General features: G+C 54.4%; 33 protein-coding genes. All 33 read right to left on the bottom strand.

Going from position 1 to position 19,986, the window contains the following annotated elements; translation table 11 throughout:
- On the bottom strand, window positions 1-316 hold a 316-nt coding region (locus TU79_RS25775; protein WP_169793820.1), incomplete at its 3' end, for a transposase family protein.
- A gap of 149 nt (window positions 317-465) precedes the next feature.
- Entirely contained in the window at window positions 466-930 is a 465-nt protein-coding gene (gene bfr, locus TU79_RS24520; protein ID WP_003176400.1) for a bacterioferritin, read from the bottom strand.
- A gap of 155 nt (window positions 931-1,085) precedes the next feature.
- Complete coding sequence (locus TU79_RS24515) at window positions 1,086-2,534, bottom strand: catalase (RefSeq protein WP_057010375.1); 1,449 nt, start codon at window positions 2,532-2,534, stop codon at window positions 1,086-1,088.
- Window positions 2,535-2,767: 233 nt separating this feature from the next.
- Window positions 2,768-3,154 (bottom strand): 50S ribosomal protein L17, encoded by a 387-nt coding sequence (rplQ, locus tag TU79_RS24510; RefSeq protein WP_003176402.1) that lies wholly within the window; start codon window positions 3,152-3,154, stop codon window positions 2,768-2,770.
- A gap of 41 nt (window positions 3,155-3,195) precedes the next feature.
- Window positions 3,196-4,197, bottom strand: coding sequence for a DNA-directed RNA polymerase subunit alpha (locus TU79_RS24505; RefSeq protein WP_003176403.1), 1,002 nt, complete (start codon window positions 4,195-4,197; stop codon window positions 3,196-3,198).
- Between the two features lie 22 nt (window positions 4,198-4,219).
- Entirely contained in the window at window positions 4,220-4,840 is a 621-nt protein-coding gene (rpsD, locus tag TU79_RS24500) for a 30S ribosomal protein S4 (RefSeq protein WP_003210056.1), read from the bottom strand.
- Window positions 4,841-4,858: 18 nt separating this feature from the next.
- Window positions 4,859-5,248 carry a 30S ribosomal protein S11 gene (gene rpsK, locus TU79_RS24495; RefSeq protein ID WP_002555466.1) on the bottom strand — a complete coding sequence of 130 codons (390 nt, stop codon included), beginning with the start codon at window positions 5,246-5,248 and terminating at the stop codon, window positions 4,859-4,861.
- 30 nt (window positions 5,249-5,278) lie between these two features.
- A complete protein-coding gene (gene rpsM / locus TU79_RS24490) occupies window positions 5,279-5,635 on the bottom strand; it encodes a 30S ribosomal protein S13 (protein WP_003210063.1) in 357 nt (118 codons plus the stop codon).
- Between the two features lie 129 nt (window positions 5,636-5,764).
- Window positions 5,765-5,881 carry a 50S ribosomal protein L36 gene (rpmJ, locus tag TU79_RS25770; protein WP_002555468.1) on the bottom strand — a complete coding sequence of 39 codons (117 nt, stop codon included), beginning with the start codon at window positions 5,879-5,881 and terminating at the stop codon, window positions 5,765-5,767.
- 28 nt (window positions 5,882-5,909) lie between these two features.
- A complete protein-coding gene (secY, locus tag TU79_RS24485; protein WP_003194637.1) occupies window positions 5,910-7,238 on the bottom strand; it encodes a preprotein translocase subunit SecY in 1,329 nt (442 codons plus the stop codon).
- Window positions 7,239-7,676: a 50S ribosomal protein L15 gene (gene rplO / locus TU79_RS24480; protein WP_003176407.1), complete on the bottom strand. Its 438-nt coding sequence runs from the start codon at window positions 7,674-7,676 to the stop codon at window positions 7,239-7,241.
- A gap of 3 nt (window positions 7,677-7,679) precedes the next feature.
- Window positions 7,680-7,856, bottom strand: a complete 177-nt coding sequence (gene rpmD / locus TU79_RS24475; RefSeq protein WP_003176408.1) for a 50S ribosomal protein L30 — start codon at window positions 7,854-7,856, stop codon at window positions 7,680-7,682.
- Window positions 7,857-7,858: 2 nt separating this feature from the next.
- Window positions 7,859-8,359, bottom strand: a complete 501-nt coding sequence (gene rpsE, locus TU79_RS24470; RefSeq protein ID WP_003176409.1) for a 30S ribosomal protein S5 — start codon at window positions 8,357-8,359, stop codon at window positions 7,859-7,861.
- Between the two features lie 3 nt (window positions 8,360-8,362).
- The gene (rplR, locus tag TU79_RS24465; RefSeq protein ID WP_003176410.1) at window positions 8,363-8,713 is read right to left on the bottom strand and encodes a 50S ribosomal protein L18; all 351 of its coding nucleotides are present in this window, start codon (window positions 8,711-8,713) and stop codon (window positions 8,363-8,365) included.
- A gap of 10 nt (window positions 8,714-8,723) precedes the next feature.
- Window positions 8,724-9,257: a 50S ribosomal protein L6 gene (gene rplF / locus TU79_RS24460; protein WP_003176412.1), complete on the bottom strand. Its 534-nt coding sequence runs from the start codon at window positions 9,255-9,257 to the stop codon at window positions 8,724-8,726.
- A 12-nt stretch (window positions 9,258-9,269) separates the two neighbouring features.
- Window positions 9,270-9,662, bottom strand: a complete 393-nt coding sequence (rpsH, locus tag TU79_RS24455; protein ID WP_003176413.1) for a 30S ribosomal protein S8 — start codon at window positions 9,660-9,662, stop codon at window positions 9,270-9,272.
- A 208-nt stretch (window positions 9,663-9,870) separates the two neighbouring features.
- Complete coding sequence (gene rpsN / locus TU79_RS24450; RefSeq protein ID WP_057010374.1) at window positions 9,871-10,176, bottom strand: 30S ribosomal protein S14; 306 nt, start codon at window positions 10,174-10,176, stop codon at window positions 9,871-9,873.
- A gap of 13 nt (window positions 10,177-10,189) precedes the next feature.
- Window positions 10,190-10,729 (bottom strand): 50S ribosomal protein L5, encoded by a 540-nt coding sequence (rplE, locus tag TU79_RS24445; protein ID WP_003176415.1) that lies wholly within the window; start codon window positions 10,727-10,729, stop codon window positions 10,190-10,192.
- Window positions 10,730-10,749: 20 nt separating this feature from the next.
- Window positions 10,750-11,064 (bottom strand): 50S ribosomal protein L24, encoded by a 315-nt coding sequence (gene rplX / locus TU79_RS24440; RefSeq protein WP_003176416.1) that lies wholly within the window; start codon window positions 11,062-11,064, stop codon window positions 10,750-10,752.
- Window positions 11,065-11,075: 11 nt separating this feature from the next.
- Window positions 11,076-11,444 carry a 50S ribosomal protein L14 gene (gene rplN, locus TU79_RS24435; protein WP_002555479.1) on the bottom strand — a complete coding sequence of 123 codons (369 nt, stop codon included), beginning with the start codon at window positions 11,442-11,444 and terminating at the stop codon, window positions 11,076-11,078.
- 23 nt (window positions 11,445-11,467) lie between these two features.
- Window positions 11,468-11,734, bottom strand: a complete 267-nt coding sequence (rpsQ, locus tag TU79_RS24430) for a 30S ribosomal protein S17 (protein WP_003176419.1) — start codon at window positions 11,732-11,734, stop codon at window positions 11,468-11,470.
- A gap of 2 nt (window positions 11,735-11,736) precedes the next feature.
- Complete coding sequence (gene rpmC / locus TU79_RS24425; protein ID WP_002555481.1) at window positions 11,737-11,928, bottom strand: 50S ribosomal protein L29; 192 nt, start codon at window positions 11,926-11,928, stop codon at window positions 11,737-11,739.
- Window positions 11,928-12,341, bottom strand: coding sequence for a 50S ribosomal protein L16 (gene rplP / locus TU79_RS24420; RefSeq protein ID WP_003232424.1), 414 nt, complete (start codon window positions 12,339-12,341; stop codon window positions 11,928-11,930). The genes rpmC and rplP overlap by 1 nt, the downstream gene beginning before the upstream one ends.
- A 12-nt stretch (window positions 12,342-12,353) precedes the next feature.
- Window positions 12,354-13,040: a 30S ribosomal protein S3 gene (gene rpsC, locus TU79_RS24415; protein ID WP_003176422.1), complete on the bottom strand. Its 687-nt coding sequence runs from the start codon at window positions 13,038-13,040 to the stop codon at window positions 12,354-12,356.
- Window positions 13,041-13,053: 13 nt separating this feature from the next.
- Window positions 13,054-13,386 (bottom strand): 50S ribosomal protein L22, encoded by a 333-nt coding sequence (gene rplV, locus TU79_RS24410; protein WP_003103908.1) that lies wholly within the window; start codon window positions 13,384-13,386, stop codon window positions 13,054-13,056.
- An 11-nt stretch (window positions 13,387-13,397) separates the two neighbouring features.
- The gene (rpsS, locus tag TU79_RS24405) at window positions 13,398-13,673 is read right to left on the bottom strand and encodes a 30S ribosomal protein S19 (protein ID WP_003232420.1); all 276 of its coding nucleotides are present in this window, start codon (window positions 13,671-13,673) and stop codon (window positions 13,398-13,400) included.
- A gap of 16 nt (window positions 13,674-13,689) precedes the next feature.
- Window positions 13,690-14,514 carry a 50S ribosomal protein L2 gene (rplB, locus tag TU79_RS24400; RefSeq protein WP_057010373.1) on the bottom strand — a complete coding sequence of 275 codons (825 nt, stop codon included), beginning with the start codon at window positions 14,512-14,514 and terminating at the stop codon, window positions 13,690-13,692.
- A 14-nt stretch (window positions 14,515-14,528) separates the two neighbouring features.
- The gene (gene rplW, locus TU79_RS24395; protein WP_002555488.1) at window positions 14,529-14,828 is read right to left on the bottom strand and encodes a 50S ribosomal protein L23; all 300 of its coding nucleotides are present in this window, start codon (window positions 14,826-14,828) and stop codon (window positions 14,529-14,531) included.
- Window positions 14,825-15,427: a 50S ribosomal protein L4 gene (gene rplD, locus TU79_RS24390; protein ID WP_003176424.1), complete on the bottom strand. Its 603-nt coding sequence runs from the start codon at window positions 15,425-15,427 to the stop codon at window positions 14,825-14,827. Before rplD ends, rplW begins: the two co-directional genes overlap by 4 nt.
- Before the next feature lie 12 nt (window positions 15,428-15,439).
- Window positions 15,440-16,075 (bottom strand): 50S ribosomal protein L3, encoded by a 636-nt coding sequence (rplC, locus tag TU79_RS24385; protein ID WP_057010372.1) that lies wholly within the window; start codon window positions 16,073-16,075, stop codon window positions 15,440-15,442.
- An 81-nt stretch (window positions 16,076-16,156) separates the two neighbouring features.
- Window positions 16,157-16,468, bottom strand: coding sequence for a 30S ribosomal protein S10 (rpsJ, locus tag TU79_RS24380; RefSeq protein ID WP_003232414.1), 312 nt, complete (start codon window positions 16,466-16,468; stop codon window positions 16,157-16,159).
- 159 nt (window positions 16,469-16,627) lie between these two features.
- Window positions 16,628-17,821 (bottom strand): elongation factor Tu, encoded by a 1,194-nt coding sequence (tuf, locus tag TU79_RS24375; RefSeq protein WP_057010371.1) that lies wholly within the window; start codon window positions 17,819-17,821, stop codon window positions 16,628-16,630.
- Between the two features lie 30 nt (window positions 17,822-17,851).
- Window positions 17,852-19,957 carry an elongation factor G gene (fusA, locus tag TU79_RS24370; protein ID WP_003232412.1) on the bottom strand — a complete coding sequence of 702 codons (2,106 nt, stop codon included), beginning with the start codon at window positions 19,955-19,957 and terminating at the stop codon, window positions 17,852-17,854.
- Window positions 19,958-19,986 lie beyond the last annotated feature (29 nt).

The following is a 19,986-nucleotide window of genomic DNA, read 5'->3' as shown; positions in this document are numbered from 1 at the left end:
CCGTCTCGGCCAAGCGGCGCGTCATGCGAGCGTAGCGGTCTAGCCAACTGACAGCCTCCATGCGTTTGCCACAGTCGCGGCAACCAACACGCCTGAGCAAAACGCTGAGGCGCACCGCACGACCGAGAATGGGTAGATCACGAATCACTCGCTCGCAATACTCATGAGTGGTTGAACAGGTTTTTTGGCACCCTCCGCAGGAAGGGAAGCGGGTGGTGTGGGGTGTGAGATCGATCTGGAGACCGTCACCATCAGGCTTGATGTTGACGACAGAAAAACCCTCCCAAAAGGGAAGGAAAGTATTAATATCGTGCATAAGAACGCCGGTTTGGTAGATGTGTTTGCTCGCACGAACATCATCAATCAAATCGGCGTTCTTGTTTCTGTGTTTCCCGGGATTCCGTGAAGAACCAATAAAAAGCCCCTGCCACTTCATCGGTGTCAGGGGCTTTTGACTGTCTGAAATCAGAACTGCGATTGCAGGTAGTTTTCCAGGCCAATCAGTTTGATCAAGCCCAACTGCTTTTCGAGCCAGTAGGTGTGATCTTCTTCGGTGTCATTCAACTGCACCCGCAGGATTTCTCGGGTGACGTAGTCGTTGTGCTGTTCGCACAGTTCGATGCCTTTGCAGAGCGCGGCACGCACCTTGTACTCAAGGCGCAAGTCGGCGGCGAGCATGTCAGGCACCGTGGTGCCCACGTCCAGGTCGTCGGGACGCATGCGTGGCGTGCCTTCGAGCATCAGGATGCGGCGCATCAGCGCGTCGGCGTGCTGTGCCTCTTCTTCCATTTCGTGATTGATACGCTCGTAGAGCTCGGTAAAGCCCCAGTCTTCGTACATGCGCGAGTGGATGAAATATTGGTCACGAGCTGCCAGTTCGCCCGTCAGCAACGTGTTGAGGTAATCGATTACGTCGGGGTGACCTTGCATCGCCCTACATCTCCCTGCTTGAAAGTCTGTAGTTTGAACCATGCTGACGTTTTGGTCACGGGACCAACGGCAGAAAAGTGAAGATATCCTGAAAAAAGTGGCTGAAATAACGCAAAAACCGCCCAAATGAGGGCGGTTCTGCTTATCGTTTAGAGTTAGTTAAGCGATACACCCAGTGCGGTTGCGATTGCTTCTCCATAAGCAGGATCTGCCTTGTAGAAGTGCTGCAACTGACGCTGAACCACATCACCTGAAACCCCCGCCATTGCACCGGCGATATTATTGGTGAGCAGCGCTTTCTGGTCATCATCCATCAAGCGGAACAATGCACCGGCGTGGCTGTAGTAATCGGTGTCCTCGCGGTGATCATGGCGATCAGCCGTACCGTTCAGCGCCAAAGCGGGCTCAGCATACTGCGGCGCTTGTTTGGGAGCATCAGCGTAGCTGTTGGGCTCGTAATTGGGTGCCGCGCCGCCGTTGCTGCCAAACGCCATTGAGCCGTCACGCTGATAGCTGTTCACCTGATTGCGTGGAGCATTCACCGGCAACTGTTGGTGATTGGTGCCGACACGGTAGCGATGAGCATCTGCATACGCGAAGACGCGACCTTGCAGCATGCGGTCCGGGGAAAGGCCCACACCTGGCACCATGTTGCTTGGACCAAAGGCGGCCTGTTCCACTTCAGCGAAGTAGTTTTGTGGGTTGCGGTTGAGTTCCAGCTCGCCAACTTCAATCAGCGGGAACTCCTTTTGCGACCAGGTTTTAGTGACGTCGAAAGGGTTCTCGTAGTGAGCGTTGGCCTGGGCCTCTGTCATGATCTGAATGCAGACGCGCCATTTCGGGAAGTCACCGCGTTCGATCGCGCCAAACAGGTCGCGCTGGGCGTAATCAGGGTCGGTACCCGCCAGGCGAGCAGCCTCAGCCGGCGCCAGGTTTTTGATGCCCTGTTTGGTTTTGTAATGCCATTTGACCCAGTGACGCTCGCCCCGGGCGTTGATCAGGCTGTAAGTATGGCTGCCGAAGCCGTGCATGTGACGGTAGCCGTCCGGGATGCCACGGTCGGAAAACAGGATGGTGACCTGGTGCAGCGCCTCGGGGGAGTGCGACCAGAAGTCCCACATCATCTGGGCGCTTTTCAAGTTGCTTTGCGGCAGACGTTTTTGAGTGTGGATGAAGTCCGGGAATTTCAGAGGATCCCGGATGAAAAACACGGGGGTGTTGTTGCCGACGATGTCCCAGTTGCCTTCCTCGGTGTAAAACTTCAACGCAAAACCACGCGGATCACGTTCGGTATCCGCCGAACCACGCTCGCCACCTACGGTAGAGAATCGCAGGAACGTAGGCGTTTGCTTACCGATCGATTCGAAAAGCTTGGCGCTGGTGTATTGAGTAATGTCCTGCGTCACGGTGAACGTGCCGTATGCGCCCGACCCCTTGGCATGGACGCGACGCTCAGGAATATTCTCGCGATTGAAGTGAGCGAGCTTCTCGATCAGGTGAAAATCATCAAGCAGCAGCGGGCCACGTGGGCCCGCCGAGCGGGAATTCTGGTTATCTGCGACAGGCGCGCCGCTGGCGGTAGTAAGAGTATTGTTCTGGCTCATGCTCAATCTTCCTCAGGTCAGTCATGGAACTGCCGGCTAATCGGCTTGGAGGGAGTATCGGCCATCGAGATGACACCATCAAATTTATTAAATTATGGACTTCGATAGAGAATAACTAACACCGCACAAATGGAATTGCCTTGTGAAGGCGGCAGCATATTGAGCATAGTCAGATTATTTACGCCCACAAAAAACCGGGCACTGGGCCCGGTTTTTCGATACAGCTTATCGTTTTACTCGGCGCTTACAGCTTCGCCGGCAGTAGCACGATCAACCAACTCGACGTACGCCATAGGCGCGTTGTCGCCAGCGCGGAAACCGCACTTGAGGATGCGCAGGTAGCCACCCTCACGGGTAGCATAACGCTTGCCCAGGTCGTTGAAGAGCTTACCAACAATAGCTTTCGAGCGAGTACGGTCGAAAGCCAGACGGCGGTTAGCCAGGCTGTCTGTCTTGGCCAAAGTGATCAGCGGCTCAGCAACGCGACGCAGTTCTTTAGCTTTCGGCAGTGTAGTTTTGATCAGCTCGTGCTCGAACAGCGACACCGCCATGTTTTGAAACATGGCCTTGCGGTGCGAGCTGGTACGGCTCAGGTGACGACCACTTTTACGATGACGCATGGTTCATTCCTTACCAAACTCACGTTCGGTGATTACGACGATCAGGCAGTCGCCTTGTCGTCCTTCTTAAGACTTGCAGGCGGCCAGTTGTCGAGGCGCATGCCGAGGGACAGACCGCGGGAGGCCAGAACGTCCTTGATTTCAGTCAAGGATTTCTTGCCCAGGTTCGGAGTCTTCAACAGTTCTACTTCGGTACGCTGAATCAGGTCGCCGATGTAGTAAATGTTTTCCGCCTTAAGGCAGTTAGCCGAACGTACAGTCAGTTCCAGATCGTCAACCGGGCGAAGCAGGATCGGATCGATCTCGTCTTCCTGCTCGATTACCACTGGTTCGCTGTCACCTTTGAGGTCGACGAACGCAGCCAACTGCTGTTGCAGAATGGTTGCAGCGCGGCGGATAGCCTCTTCAGGATCGAGAGTACCGTTGGTTTCCAGATCAATAACCAGCTTGTCCAGGTTAGTACGCTGCTCGACACGGGCGTTTTCTACCACGTATGCGATACGGCGAACCGGGCTGAACGAAGAGTCAAGCTGCAAGCGACCGATGCTGCGGCTTTCGTCTTCATCGCTCTGACGCGAGTCGGCCGGTTCATAACCACGACCACGAGCTACAGTGAGCTTCATGTTCAGGGCGCCGTTAGACGCCAGGTTAGCGATTACGTGATCGGGGTTAACGATCTCGACATCATGATCCAGCTGAATATCGGCAGCGGTAACCACCCCCGAACCCTTCTTCGACAAGGTCAGCGTAACTTCGTCACGGCCGTGCAGCTTGATAGCCAGACCTTTAAGGTTCAACAGGATTTCAATTACGTCTTCCTGTACACCTTCGATGGCGCTGTACTCGTGGAGCACACCGTCAATCTCGGCCTCGACTACTGCACAGCCGGGCATTGAGGACAACAGGATGCGGCGCAGCGCGTTGCCCAGGGTGTGGCCAAAACCACGCTCGAGAGGCTCGAGAGTAATCTTGGCGCGGGTTGGACTGACAACCTGCACATCAATATGGCGGGGTGTCAGGAACTCATTTACCGAAATCTGCATGGATGCACCTATTTTCTAGCCCTTACTTGGAGTAGAGCTCGACAATCAGGCTTTCGTTGATGTCGGCGGACAGATCACTGCGAGCAGGAACGTTCTTGAAAACGCCCGACTTCTTCTCAGTGTCTACTTCTACCCATTCTACGCGGCCACGTTGGGCACACAGATCGAGAGCTTGGACAATGCGAAGTTGGTTTTTTGCTTTCTCGCGAATCGCGACCACGTCACCAGCACGAACCTGGTAAGACGGGACGTTAACGGTTTGGCCGTTTACGCTGACGGATTTGTGCGATACCAGCTGACGAGATTCGGCACGAGTCGAACCAAAGCCCATACGGTATACAACGTTGTCCAGACGGCATTCGAGCAGTTGCAGCAGGTTTTCACCAGTTGCACCTTTCTTGCCAGCAGCTTCTTTGTAGTAGCCGCTGAACTGACGCTCGAGAACGCCGTAGATACGACGTACCTTCTGCTTTTCACGCAGTTGGGTGCCGTAATCGGACTGGCGACCGCGGCGTTGGCCGTGGATACCAGGTGCTGCTTCAATGTTGCACTTCGATTCGATCGCGCGCACGCCGCTCTTCAGAAAGAGATCGGTGCCTTCACGACGAGCGAGTTTGCATTTTGGACCAATGTAACGAGCCATTCTTTACAATCTCCTGGATTACACGCGGCGCTTCTTCGGCGGACGGCACCCGTTGTGCGGGATTGGCGTCACGTCGGTGATGCTGGCGATCTTATAGCCACAGCCGTTCAAAGCACGGACAGCAGACTCACGACCTGGACCTGGACCTTTGACGTTAACGTCGAGGTTTTTCAGGCCATATTCCAGCGCAGCTTGGCCAGCACGTTCAGCAGCTACTTGAGCAGCAAACGGGGTGGACTTGCGGGAACCGCGGAAACCCGAACCACCGGAGGTAGCCCAAGAAAGCGCGTTACCTTGACGGTCGGTGATGGTCACGATGGTGTTGTTAAAAGATGCATGGATGTGGGCGATGCCATCAACCACTGTCTTTTTAACTTTTTTACGAGGACGAGCAGCAGGTTTTGCCATGATAATTTTCCTGTCGATTCGCGTGGGCGATTACTTGCGGATCGGCTTACGCGGACCTTTACGGGTACGCGCGTTAGTCTTGGTACGCTGACCGCGCACTGGAAGACCACGACGATGACGCAGACCACGGTAGCAACCGAGGTCCATCAAACGCTTGATTTTCATGTTGATTTCGCGACGCAGGTCACCTTCAGTGGTGAACTTCGCCACTTCGCCACGCAACAGCTCAATCTGCTCGTCGCTCAGATCCTTGATCTTTGCGGCTGGGTTTACCCCAGTATCTGCGCAAATTTTCTGCGCAGTAGTGCGACCAACACCATAGATGTAGGTCAGCGAGATAACAGTGTGCTTGTTATCTGGAATGTTAACGCCTGCAATACGGGCCATTCAGTGGGACTCCAATTGACAGCTACCTACGCCCCGGAAGCCAAGAAATAGGGCGCGAGATAATATCGCTGTAATAACAAATAATCAACCCGGCAGCGCACTAGCTGCCGGGCTTCAAGCGGATCACACTCAGCCTTGGCGCTGTTTGTGACGCGGTTCCGCGCTGCAAATTACTCGAACAACACCTTCGCGGCGAATAATCTTGCAGTTACGGCACAGCTTTTTCACCGATGCACGAACTTTCATCACCAACTCCTCGAACCTTATGGGGTACTCAGCGCAACATGCCGCTGCCGTAGCCCTTCAGGTTGGCTTTCTTCATCAGGGATTCGTACTGGTGCGAAACGAGGTGCGATTGTACTTGGGACATGAAGTCCATCACAACCACGACCACGATCAGCAACGAGGTCCCGCCAAGGTAGAACGGAACGTTTGCTGCAACCACCAGAAACTGGGGTAACAGGCATACGGCCGTCATATATAGAGCACCGAACAGGGTCAAGCGAGTCAAAACGCCATCAATGTAGCGTGCAGACTGCTCACCTGGACGGATGCCCGGAATAAAGGCACCGGACTTCTTCAGGTTTTCCGCTACGTCTTTCGGATTGAACATCAACGCCGTATAGAAGAAGCAGAAGAAAATAATCCCTGCACTAAACAGCAGAATATTCAACGGCTGACCAGGAGCGATCGACTGAGAGAGGTCCTGCAGCCAGCCCATATTTTCAGACTGACCAAACCAGGTACCCAACGAAGCCGGAAACAGCAAAATGCTGCTCGCGAAAATTGCCGGGATAACACCGGCCATATTCACTTTCAGCGGCAAGTGGCTGGTCTGCGCAGCAAAGACCTTACGGCCCTGCTGACGCTTGGCGTAGTGAACAGCGATACGACGCTGACCACGCTCAATGAACACCACAAAACCGATAATCGCTACTGCCAGCAAACCGATGGCAACCAGGGCGAAGATATTGATATCACCCTGACGTGCAGACTCGAAAGACTGCCCGATTGCTCTCGGAAGACCGGCGACGATACCTGCGAAAATCAACATCGAGATACCGTTACCAACACCACGCTCAGTAATCTGCTCACCCAGCCACATCATAAACATCGCACCAGCCACAAATGTGGATACCGCGACGAAATGGAAGCCAAAGTCACCAGTGAACGCAACGCCCTGCCCCGCCAGACCAACGGACATGCCGATGGCCTGAACAAGAGCGAGGACGACGGTGCCGTAGCGGGTGTACTGGCTAATCTTGCGACGACCAGCTTCACCTTCCTTCTTCAACTGCTCAAGCTGCGGGCTGACGGCGGTCATCAGTTGCATGATGATCGATGCCGAAATGTACGGCATGATCCCCAGTGCAAATATGCTCATCCGTTCCAGCGCGCCGCCGGAAAACATGTTGAACAAGCTAAGAATGGTCCCCTCATTCTGTCGAAACAGGTCTGCGAGTCGGTCCGGGTTGATACCTGGAACCGGGATGTGTGCGCCTATTCGGTAGACGATAATCGCCAGGAACAGAAAACGCAGACGAGCCCAAAGTTCAGACATACCGCCTTTGCCGAGCGCTGAGAGAGCACCTTGCTTAGCCATTTATTCCTCGAACTTGCCGCCAGCTGCTTCGATAGCCGAACGCGCACCTTTGGTGGCGCCGATTCCCTTGCCGATAGTGACAGCGCGAGTCACTTCACCGGACAGCATGATTTTCACACGCTGTACGTTGACGTTGATCACGTTGGCATCTTTCAGGGTCTGCACAGTAACGATATCGCCTTCCACTTTAGCCAGCTCGGACAGACGCACTTCTGCGCGATCCATGGCTTTCAGGGAAACGAAACCGAACTTCGGCAGACGACGATGCAGCGGCTGTTGACCGCCTTCAAAGCCTGGAGCGATGGTGCCACCGGAGCGGGAGGTTTGACCTTTGTGGCCACGGCCACCAGTCTTACCCAAACCGCTACCGATACCACGGCCCGGACGATGCTTTTCGCGACGGGAACCCGGCGCTGGACTCAGATCATTGAGTTTCATCGATTAACCCTCTACACGCAGCATGTAGTAAGCCTTGTTGATCATCCCGCGATTCTCGGGAGTATCCTGGACTTCTACAGTGTGACCGATGCGACGCAGACCCAAACCTTTAACACACAGTTTGTGGTTAGGAATGCGGCCGGTCATGCTTTTGATCAGCGTTACTTTAACGGTAGCCATGATCAGAAGATCTCCTTGACGGTCAAGCCACGCTTGGCGGCAATGGACTCAGGAGATTGCATGGCTTTCAGACCCTTGAAAGTGGCGTGAACCACGTTTACCGGGTTGGTCGAGCCGTAGCACTTGGCCAGAACGTTCTGAACACCAGCAACTTCGAGGACAGCACGCATAGCGCCGCCAGCGATGATACCGGTACCTTCAGAAGCAGGCTGCATGTACACCTTCGAAGCGCCATGAGCGGACTTCATTGCGTACTGCAGCGTGGTGCCGTTCAGATCAACTTGGATCATGTTGCGACGAGCAGCTTCCATTGCCTTCTGGATCGCAGCAGGCACTTCACGTGACTTGCCACGGCCGAAGCCAACACGCCCTTTACCATCACCCACCACGGTCAACGCGGTGAACGTGAAGATACGGCCGCCTTTAACGGTTTTGGCTACGCGGTTAACTTGAACCAGCTTCTCAATGTAGCCTTCGTCGCGCTTTTGGTCGTTATTTGACATAACTTAGAACTCCAGCCCAGCTTCACGAGCAGCATCAGCCAGCGCTTTAACGCGGCCGTGGTACTTGAAGCCAGAGCGGTCGAAAGCCACTTGCGAGACGCCAGCGGCCTTAGCACGCGTAGCGACCAGCTGGCCAACCTTTGTGGCCGCGTCGATGTTGCCGGTGGCACCATCACGCAGTTCTTTATCCAAAGTCGAGGCGCTTGCCAGGACCTGGTTGCCGTCGGCCGAGATGACCTGGGCGTAGATGTGCTGCGACGAGCGATACACGCAGAGACGCACGACTTCGAGTTCGTGCATTTTCAGGCGTGCTTTGCGAGCGCGACGCAGTCGAGTAACTTTTTTGTCGGTCATTTGCTATGCCCTACTTCTTCTTGGCTTCTTTACGACGGACGACTTCGTCCGCGTAGCGCACACCTTTGCCTTTGTACGGCTCTGGTGGACGGAAGTCGCGGATCTCAGCGGCCACCTGACCTACCAGCTGCTTATCGATGCCCTTGATCAGGATATCGGTTTGGCTAGGGGTCTCAGCGGTGATGCCTTCCGGCAGTTCGTAATCCACTGGGTGCGAGAAGCCAAGGGCCAGGTTCAAAACCGTGCCTTTTGCTTGCGCTTTGTAACCAACACCGACCAGCTGGAGCTTGCGCTCGAAGCCTTGGCTTACGCCTTGGACCATGTTATTTACCAACGCACGCGTGGTACCGGCCATTGCGCGAGTTTGTTGATCGCCATTGCGAGCAGCGAAACGCAGCTCACCAGCTTCTTCAACGATCTCAACGGACGAATGGATGTTCAGTTCAAGAGTGCCCTTGGCACCCTTCACCGAAAGCTGTTGGCCTGCGAATTTGACTTCGACACCGGCTGGCAGCTTAACGGGGTTCTTAGCGACGCGAGACATGCTTATCCCCCCTTAGAACACAGTGCAAAGAACTTCGCCGCCGACACCGGCAGCGCGCGCAGCACGATCCGTCATCACACCTTTGTTGGTGGAGACGATAGACACGCCCAGACCGCCACGAACTTTCGGCAGATCTTCAGCGGACTTGTACTGACGCAGGCCTGGACGGCTAACGCGCTTCACTTCCTCGATGACCGAACGGCCTTCGAAGTACTTCAGCTCGATGGACAGCAGTGGCTTGATTTCGCTGCTGATCTGATAACCCGCAATGTAGCCTTCGTCTTTCAGGACTTTGGCAACAGCTACCTTCAACTTGGAAGATGGCATGCTTACGACGGACTTTTCAGCCATCTGGGCATTACGGATACGAGTTAGCATGTCCGCTAACGGGTCCTGCATACTCATGGGCTAGACGCTCCTAATACAAAAAAATTAGCCTTGCGGCTACATATGTCGCCGAGAATCTCCGGCCATAAAAAACACGGGCTCAGGCGAGCCGCGTATTTTAGACACACTGCGGAAATGAAACAAGCCCCAAAAGGGGCTTGTTCCAGATTCAAGGTCACCGGCGGTCAGTATCTTGCGATAAAGACCGCCCGGACGCTGAACGTACTTACCAGCTGGCTTTAACCAGACCTGGTACGTCACCACGCATTGCCGCTTCGCGCAGCTTGTTACGGCCGAGGCCGAACTTGCGGTAAACGCCGTGCGGACGACCAGTCAGGCGGCAGCGGTTACGCACGCGCGAAGCGCTTGCGTCACGTGGCTGCTTCTGCAGAGCTACTGTCGCTTCCCAACGTGCTTCTGGACTTGCGTTCAGATCAACGATGATTGCTTTCAGTGCTGCACGCTTCTTGGCGTACTTGGCAACCGTGAGCTGACGCTTCAGCTCGCGGTTTTTCATGCTCATCTTGGCCATGGTCCTACTCCAATCAGTTGCGGAACGGGAATTTGAAAGCACGCAGCAGGGCGCGACCTTCATCATCGTTCTTGGCAGTGGTGGTCAGGGTGATGTCCAGACCGCGGAGAGCATCGATCTTGTCGTAGTCGATTTCCGGGAAGATGATCTGCTCTTTCACGCCCATGCTGTAGTTACCACGACCATCGAAGGACTTGGCATTCAGGCCGCGGAAGTCGCGAACCCGAGGCAGGGAGATCGACAGCAGACGATCCAGGAATTCGTACATACGCTCACGGCGCAGAGTCACTTTGACGCCGATCGGCCAACCTTCACGGACTTTAAAGCCAGCGATGGATTTCCGAGCGTAAGTCACAACGACTTTTTGACCGGTGATCTTTTCCAGGTCAGCAACAGCGTGCTCGATGACTTTTTTGTCACCGACCGCTTCGCCCAGACCCATGTTCAGGGTGATTTTGGTAACGCGTGGAACTTCCATCACGTTCGAAAGCTTAAGTTCTTCCTTAAGTTTCGGTGCGATTTCTTTCCAGTAAATCTCTTTTAGTCGTGCCATGGTCTTCTACCTAGCAGTGTTCAAGCATCAACCGCTTTTTGGGTCGACTTGAAGACACGAATTTTCTTGCCGTCTTCTACTTTGAAACCAACGCGATCAGCCTTGTTGGTTTCGCCGTTGAAAATGGCGACGTTAGAAGCGTCCAGTGGAGCTTCTTTTTCGACGATACCGCCTTGCACGCCCGACATCGGGTTTGGCTTGGTATGACGCTTAACCAGGTTCAGACCGCCGATAACCAGACGGTTATTAGCGAGAACCTTGAGCACCTTACCGCGCTTACCTTTGTCTTTGCCGGCGATCACGATGATCTCGTCGTCACGACGAATCTTTTGCATGTCGGATCTCCTTACAGCACTTCTGGGGCGAGCGAGACGATCTTCATGAACTTCTCAGTACGAAGTTCACGGGTCACTGGCCCAAAGATACGGGTGCCGATCGGCTCTTGCTTGTTGTTCAAAAGAACAGCAGCGTTGCCATCAAAGCGGATAATGGAGCCATCAGCACGACGTACGCCGTGACGAGTGCGGACTACAACAGCAGTCATCACTTGGCCTTTTTTCACTTTACCGCGAGGAATTGCTTCCTTGACGGTAACTTTGATGATGTCACCGATACCAGCGTAACGACGATGGGAGCCACCCAGCACCTTGATGCACATAACGCGGCGAGCGCCGCTGTTATCGGCCACATCGAGCATGGATTGAGTCTGAATCATATAATTTCTCCGACCCCTAGTCCTTAGACTTCCACAGCGCGTTCGAGAACATCAACCAGTGCCCAAGACTTTGTCTTGGCCAGCGGACGAGTTTCACGAATAGTGACTTTGTCGCCGATGTGGCACTGATTGGTTTCGTCGTGCGCGTGCAGCTTAGTCGAACGCTTAACATATTTACCGTAGATCGGGTGCTTAACGCGACGCTCGATCAAAACGGTGATGGTTTTGTCCATCTTGTCGCTGACAACACGGCCAGTCAGCGTACGGACAGTCTTTTCGGCTTCAGCCATGATCACTTACCTGCCTGCTGGTTGAGCACAGTCTTCACGCGAGCAATGTCACGCTTAACTTGCGAGAGCAGATGAGACTGCCCCAACTGGCCAGTTGCTTTCTGCATACGCAGATTGAACTGGTCGCGCAGCAGGCCGAGCAGTTGCTCGTTCAGCTGCTGTGCGGATTTTTCACGAAGTTCATTCGCTTTCATCACATCACCGTCCGTTTAACAAAGGCGGTGGCGAGCGGCAGCTTTGCAGCAGCCAGGGCAAAAGCCTCACGCGCCAGCTCTTCAGTTACACCCTCGATTTCATACAGGACTTTGCCTGGCTGAATCTGGGCTACCCAGTATTCCACGTTACCCTTACCTTTACCCATCCGAACCTCGAGAGGCTTTTTGGAGATCGGCTTGTCCGGGAATACACGGATCCAGATCTTGCCGCCACGTTTAACGTGACGGGTCAGAGCACGACGTGCTGACTCGATCTGACGAGCGGTGAGACGACCACGAGCTACAGACTTCAGCGCGAACTCGCCGAAGCTGACTTTGCTACCGCGCTGAGCCAGACCACGGTTGTGGCCTGTCATCTGCTTGCGGAACTTCGTACGCTTTGGTTGCAACATTTGGCGTACCCCTTACTTAGCAGCTTTTTTACGAGGCGCTGGTGCTTGTGGTTTCAGTTCTTCTTGGCGACCACCAATTACTTCGCCTTTGAAGATCCAAACCTTTACACCGATCACACCGTAAGTGGTGTGAGCTTCGTAGTTGGCATAGTCGATGTCGGCACGCAGGGTGTGCAGTGGCACACGACCTTCGCGATACCATTCAGTACGTGCGATTTCAGCACCGCCGAGACGACCGCTCACTTGGATTTTGATGCCTTTGGCACCAATGCGCATGGCGTTCTGTACAGCGCGCTTCATAGCGCGACGGAACATTACACGACGCTCCAGCTGCTGAGCTACGCTCTGCGCAACCAGCATACCGTCGAGCTCCGGCTTGCGGATCTCTTCGATATTGATGTGCACAGGCACACCCATTTGCTTGGTCAGGTCCTGACGCAGTTTCTCAACATCTTCACCTTTCTTCCCGATAACGATACCTGGACGAGCGGTGTGGATGGTGATACGTGCGGTTTGCGCCGGGCGATGGATATCGATACGGCTTACGGACGCGCTTTTTAGTTTGTCTTGGAGATACTCACGCACCTTCAGATCAGCGAACAAATAGTCCGCATAAGTCCGGCCGTCTGCATACCAGACGGAGGTGTGTTCCTTGACGATTCCCAGGCGAATGCCAATGGGATGTACTTTCTGACCCATCTCTTCGACTCCGTTACTTGTCAGCAACCTTGACAGTGATATGGCAAGACCGCTTGACGATGCGATCAGCACGGCCTTTGGCACGTGGCATGATTCGCTTCAGCGAACGCCCTTCGTTGACGAAAACGGTGCTGACCTTAAGGTCATCAACGTCTGCGCCTTCGTTATGCTCGGCGTTGGCTACGGCCGACTCCAGCACTTTTTTCATGATCTCGGCGGCTTTCTTACTGCTGAAAGCCAACAGGTTGAGCGCTTCGCCCACCTTCTTCCCGCGGATCTGGTCGGCGACCAAGCGGGCTTTCTGGGCGGAGATTCGAGCGCCCGACAACTTAGCGGCTACTTCCATTTCCTAACCCCTTAACGCTTGGCTTTCTTGTCTGCCACGTGCCCACGATAAGTGCGGGTACCGGCAAACTCGCCTAGTTTGTGGCCGACCATGTCTTCGTTCACGAGAACTGGGACGTGCAAGCGACCGTTGTGTACAGCGATGGTCAGACCGACCATTTGTGGCAGGATCATCGAACGACGCGACCAGGTTTTCACCGGCTTGCGATCATTCTTTTCCGCCGCCACTTCGATCTTCTTCAGTAGGTGAAGATCAATAAAAGGACCTTTTTTCAGAGAACGTGGCACTGTCGTATCCCTCTATTTACTTGCGACGACGGACGATCATTTTGTCGGTACGCTTATTACCACGAGTCTTCGCGCCCTTAGTCGGGAAGCCCCATGGCGATACCGGATGACGACCACCAGAGGTACGACCTTCACCACCACCGTGTGGGTGGTCAACCGGGTTCATGGCAACACCACGAACGGTTGGGCGAACGCCACGCCAGCGTTTGGCACCGGCTTTACCCAACGAACGCAGGCTGTGCTCGGAGTTCGAGACTTCGCCCAGGGTCGCACGGCATTCAGCCAATACTTTACGCATCTCACCAGAACGCAGACGCAGGGTCACGTAGACACCTTCACGAGCGATCAGCTGAGCCGAAGCACCAGCGGAACGAGCGATTTGCGCGCCTTTACCTGGCTTCAATTCGATGCCGTGTACGGTGCTACCAACTGGAATGTTACGCAGCTGCAGAGCGTTGCCCGGCTTGATCGGTGCCAGGGCACCTGCGATCAGCTGGTCGCCAGCGCTCACGCCTTTAGGCGCGATGATGTAGCGACGCTCGCCATCTGCGTACAGCAGCAGAGCGATGTGAGCAGTACGGTTTGGATCGTATTCAATGCGCTCGACAGTGGCAGATATGCCATCTTTGTCGTTGCGACGGAAATCGACCATACGATAATGCTGCTTATGGCCACCACCGATGTGACGAGTGGTAATGCGACCATTGTTGTTACGACCACCAGTCTTCGATTTCTTCTCGAGCAGCGGTGCGTGAGGAGCGCCTTTATGCAGCTCCTGGTTGACCACCTTGACCACGAAACGGCGGCCAGGGGAAGTCGGTTTGCATTTAACGATTGCCATGATGCACCCCTTCCTTACTCAGCACTGCTGCTGAAATCGAGATCTTGGCCTGGCTGAAGGGAGATAACTGCCTTCTTCCAGTCATTACGCTTGCCCAGACCGCGAGCAGTGCGCTTGCTCTTACCCAGAACATTCAGGGTAGTAACACGCTCTACTTTCACGCTGAACAGGCTTTCGACGGCCTTCTTGATTTCCAGCTTGGTTGCGTCAGTTGCAACCTTGAAAACGAACTGGCCTTTCTTGTCAGCCAGAACCGTAGCCTTTTCGGAAACGTGCGGGCCAAGCAGAACTTTAAATACGCGTTCCTGGTTCATCCCAGCAGCTCCTCGAATTTCTTCACGGCCGACACGGTGATCAACACCTTGTCGTATGCGATCAGACTAACTGGATCGGAACCTTGCACGTCACGTACATCAACGTGTGGCAGGTTGCGAGCAGCCAGGTACAGGTTCTGATCAACAGCTTCAGACACGATCAAAACATCGGTCAGGCTCATGTTGTTCAGTTTGCCCAGCAGATCTTTGGTTTTTGGACTTTCAACAGCGAAGTCCTGAACCACGACCAGACGATCAGTACGCACGAGTTCAGCAAGGATGGAGCGCAGAGCTGCGCGGTACATCTTCTTGTTGAGCTTCTGAGAGTGATCCTGTGGACGTGCTGCGAAAGTGGTACCGCCGCCACGCCAGATTGGGCTACGGATAGTACCGGCACGAGCACGGCCAGTGCCTTTCTGACGCCAAGGGCGCTTACCGCCACCACGTACGTCGGAACGGGTCTTTTGCTGCTTGCTACCTTGACGGCCGCCGGCCATGTAGGCCACGACTGCTTGGTGAACCAGCGTCTCGTTGAATTCGCCGCCAAATGTCAGTTCGGAAACTTCGATCGCTTGAGCGTCATTTACATTTAATTGCATGTCAGCTTCCCCTTAACCGCGAGCCTTGGCCGCTGGACGTACAACCAGGTTGCCGCCAGTAGCGCCAGGAACAGCACCCTTGACCAACAACAGATTGCGTTCAGCGTCGACGCGCACTACTTCGAGGGACTGCACGGTCACGCGCTCAGCGCCCATATGACCGGACATTTTTTTGCCCTTGAATACACGACCAGGAGTCTGGCACTGGCCAATAGAGCCCGGGACGCGGTGGGAAACGGAGTTACCGTGAGTGTTGTCTTGACCACGGAAATTCCAACGCTTGATCGTACCCTGGAAGCCTTTACCCTTGGACTGACCGGTTACATCAACCAGTTGACCAGCGGCGAAGATTTCAGCGTTGATCAGATCGCCAGCCTGGTAGTCGCCGCCTTCAAGACGGAACTCCATGACAGTACGACCAGCTGCAACGTTTGCTTTAGCGAAGTGACCTGCTTGAGCAGCAGTCACACGCGAAGCGCGACGCTCGCCGACAGTGACTTGCACTGCACGATAGCCATCGGTTTCTTCAGTTTTGAACTGGGTGACGCGATTCGGCTCGATCTCAATGACCGTGACCGGAATGGAGACACCTTCTTCGGTGAAAATACGGGTCATACCGCATTTACGACCGACTACACCAATAGTCATGTTGTAAACCTCATGAGTGTACGGGGCTTTCACCCGCTATGGCCGCCCATTTCAGAGCGTTACACGACTAAGACCCAAGTCTTAGCCGAGGCTGATCTGTACTTCCACACCGGCTGCCAGATCTAGCTTCATAAGTGCATCAACGGTTTTATCCGTTGGCTGGACGATGTCCAGTACGCGCTTATGAGTACGGATCTCGTACTGGTCGCGCGCGTCTTTGTTGACGTGCGGAGAGACCAGAACGGTGAACCGCTCTTTACGAGTAGGCAGTGGGATAGGACCACGCACCTGAGCCCCAGTACGTTTCGCGGTTTCCACGATTTCCTGGGTGGATTGGTCGATCAGGCGATGGTCGAAAGCCTTCAACCTGATACGAATTTTCTGATTTTGCATTGGATTTCAGACTCCGGCTGCTTTTCCCAGCGAGCGCAATACGCCCGTTAAAAGGAGGCGCAATTCTATAGACGCTCCAGATAGGTGTCAACTCAATAAAAAAGGCCCCCGCCGAGCGGGGGCCTTCTCAAACATCCGAAGCTATCTCAGAAGAGATGCTTACTCGATGATTTTAGCTACAACACCAGCACCAACAGTACGGCCGCCTTCACGAATCGCGAAGCGCAGACCGTCTTCCATTGCGATGGTCTTGATCAGGGTAACTTCCATTTGGATGTTATCGCCTGGCATTACCATTTCCACGCCTTCTGGCAGCTGGCAGTTACCAGTCACGTCAGTAGTACGGAAGTAGAACTGTGGACGGTAGCCTTTGAAGAACGGAGTGTGACGACCGCCTTCTTCCTTGCTCAGAACATAAACTTCTGCGGTGAACTTGGTGTGCGGCTTAACCGAACCTGGCTTAACCAGAACCTGGCCACGCTCAACGTCGTCACGCTTGGTACCACGCAGCAGAACGCCGCAGTTCTCGCCAGCACGACCTTCGTCGAGCAGCTTGCGGAACATTTCAACACCAGTGCAGACGGTGTTGGTGGTGTCACGCAGACCAACGATTTCCAGTGCATCCTGAACGCGAACGATACCGCGCTCGATACGACCAGTCACAACAGTACCGCGACCGGAGATCGAGAATACGTCTTCGATTGGCATCAGGAACGGCTTGTCGGTCAGACGAACTGGCTCTGGGATGTAGCTGTCCAGAGTCTCTACCAGCTTCTTAACAGCGGTAGTGCCCATTTCGTTGTCGTCTTTGCCTTCCAGAGCCATACGAGCGGAACCGATGATGATCGGAGTGTCGTCGCCCGGGAAGTCGTAAGTGCTCAGCAGATCGCGCACTTCCATCTCAACCAGTTCCAGCAGCTCAGCGTCGTCTACCAGGTCAGCCTTGTTCAGGAAAACCACGATGTACGGAACGCCTACCTGACGGGACAGCAGGATGTGCTCACGGGTTTGTGGCATCGGACCATCAGCGGCCGAGCAAACCAGGATTGCGCCGTCCATCTGGGCAGCACCGGTGATCATGTTCTTCACATAGTCAGCGTGACCTGGGCAGTCAACGTGAGCGTAGTGACGAATCGAAGAGTTGTACTCTACGTGCGCGGTGTTGATGGTGATACCACGAGCCTTTTCTTCTGGAGCGCTGTCGATTTTATCGAAATCAACGACTGCGGAACCGAAAACTTCGGAGCAGACGCGAGTCAGAGCTGCGGTCAGAGTGGTTTTACCGTGGTCAACGTGACCGATAGTGCCAACGTTGACGTGCGGTAGGGAACGATCAAATTTTTCTTTAGCCACGACAATTAACTCCTTGCCTAAAGGACTGAATCAGCCTTGTTTTTTGGATACAGTTTCAGCGATGTGCGCCGGAGCTGTGTTGTATTTTTTGAATTCCATAGAGTAGCTTGCGCGACCCTGGGACATGGAGCGAACGTCGGTCGCATAACCGAACATCTCACCCAACGGAACCTCGGCGCGAATCACTTTGCCGGAAACCGTGTCTTCCATACCCAAGATCATGCCGCGACGACGGTTAAGGTCGCCCATGACATCACCCATATAGTCTTCAGGTGTAACAACTTCTACCGCCATGATTGGCTCAAGCAACTCACCACCGCCCTTCTGGGCCAGTTGCTTGGTTGCCATGGAAGCAGCCACCTTGAACGCCATCTCGTTGGAGTCGACGTCGTGGTAAGAACCGTCAAAAACGGTTGCTTTCAGGCCGATCAGCGGATAGCCGGCAACAACACCGTTCTTCATCTGCTCTTCGATACCCTTCTGGATAGCAGGGATGTATTCCTTAGGAACAACACCACCCACTACTTCGTTCACGAATTGCAGACCTTCCTGACCTTCGTCAGCAGGAGCAAAACGGATCCAGCAGTGACCGAACTGACCACGACCGCCGGACTGACGAACGAACTTGCCTTCGATTTCACAGTTCTTCGTGATGCGCTCACGATAGGAAACCTGAGGCTTACCGATGTTGGCTTCGACGTTGAATTCACGGCGCATCCGGTCAACCAGGATGTCCAGGTGAAGCTCGCCCATGCCGGAGATGATCGTTTGACCAGTCTCTTCATCAGTCTTGACGCGGAAAGATGGATCTTCCTGAGCAAGCTTGCCCAGAGCGATACCCATTTTTTCCTGGTCATCCTTGGTCTTGGGCTCTACGGCAACCGAAATAACCGGCTCCGGGAAGTCCATGCGAACGAGGATGATTGGCTTGTCAGCGTTGCACAAGGTTTCACCAGTGGTGACGTCCTTCATGCCGATCAGGGCCGCGATGTCACCAGCGCGCACTTCCTTGATCTCTTCACGGGCGTTTGCGTGCATTTGCACCATACGACCCACGCGCTCTTTCTTGCCTTTAACCGAGTTGATCACGCCGTCGCCGGAGTTCAACACGCCCGAGTAAACACGGACGAAGGTCAAGGTACCCACGAATGGGTCAGTGGCAATTTTAAATGCCAGAGCGGAGAACGGTTCTGCGTCGTCTGCATGACGCTCCAGCTCGATAGTCTCGTCATCAGGGTCGGTACCCTTGATGGCCGGAATATCAACCGGGGCTGGCAGGTAGTCGATCACGGCATCGAGAACCAGGGGAACGCCCTTGTTCTTGAACGAGGAACCGCAAACAGCCAGGACGATTTCGCCAGCGATAGTACGCTGACGCAGAGCGGCCTTGATTTCCACGTTGGTGAGTTCTTCACCTTCGAGGTACTTGTTCATCAGTTCTTCATTGGCTTCGGCGGCAGCCTCAACCATGTTGTTGCGCCACTCGTCAGCCAGTTCCTGCATATCAGCAGGGATAGGCTTACGAACAGGAACCATACCCTTGTCAGCATCGTTCCAGTAAACAGCTTCCATGGTCAGCAGATCGATCTGGCCCTGGAAGTTGTCTTCGGAACCGATAGCCAACTGGATTGGCACCGGAGTGTGACCCAGACGCTGTTTGATCTGACCGATCACGCGCAGGAAGTTGGCACCAGCACGGTCCATCTTGTTTACATAAACAAGACGCGGAACGCCGTACTTGTTGGCTTGACGCCATACGGTTTCCGACTGCGGCTCAACACCCGAGGTACCGCAGAACACAACGACAGCGCCGTCGAGTACGCGCAGGGAACGCTCAACTTCAATGGTGAAGTCCACGTGGCCTGGGGTATCGATTACGTTGAAGCGGTGCTCATCTTTGTACTGCTTCTCGGAACCTTTCCAGAAGGCGGTAATAGCAGCAGAAGTAATGGTAATACCACGCTCCTGCTCCTGAACCATCCAGTCTGTGGTCGCGGCGCCGTCATGCACCTCGCCCATTTTGTGACTTTTGCCGGTGTAAAACAGCACGCGCTCGGTGGTGGTGGTTTTACCAGCATCCACGTGAGCGACGATACCGATGTTACGGTAACGGCTAATCGGTGTAGTACGAGCCATAAAGCCCTCGCAAAATTAGTGAAGCTAAG

The organism is Pseudomonas trivialis (genome assembly GCF_001439805.1).
In the GTDB taxonomy this organism is placed as follows: domain Bacteria; phylum Pseudomonadota; class Gammaproteobacteria; order Pseudomonadales; family Pseudomonadaceae; genus Aquipseudomonas; species Aquipseudomonas trivialis.
Note: the sequence above shows the minus strand (reverse complement) of the source record. Positions and strands in the feature narration are given on the sequence as shown.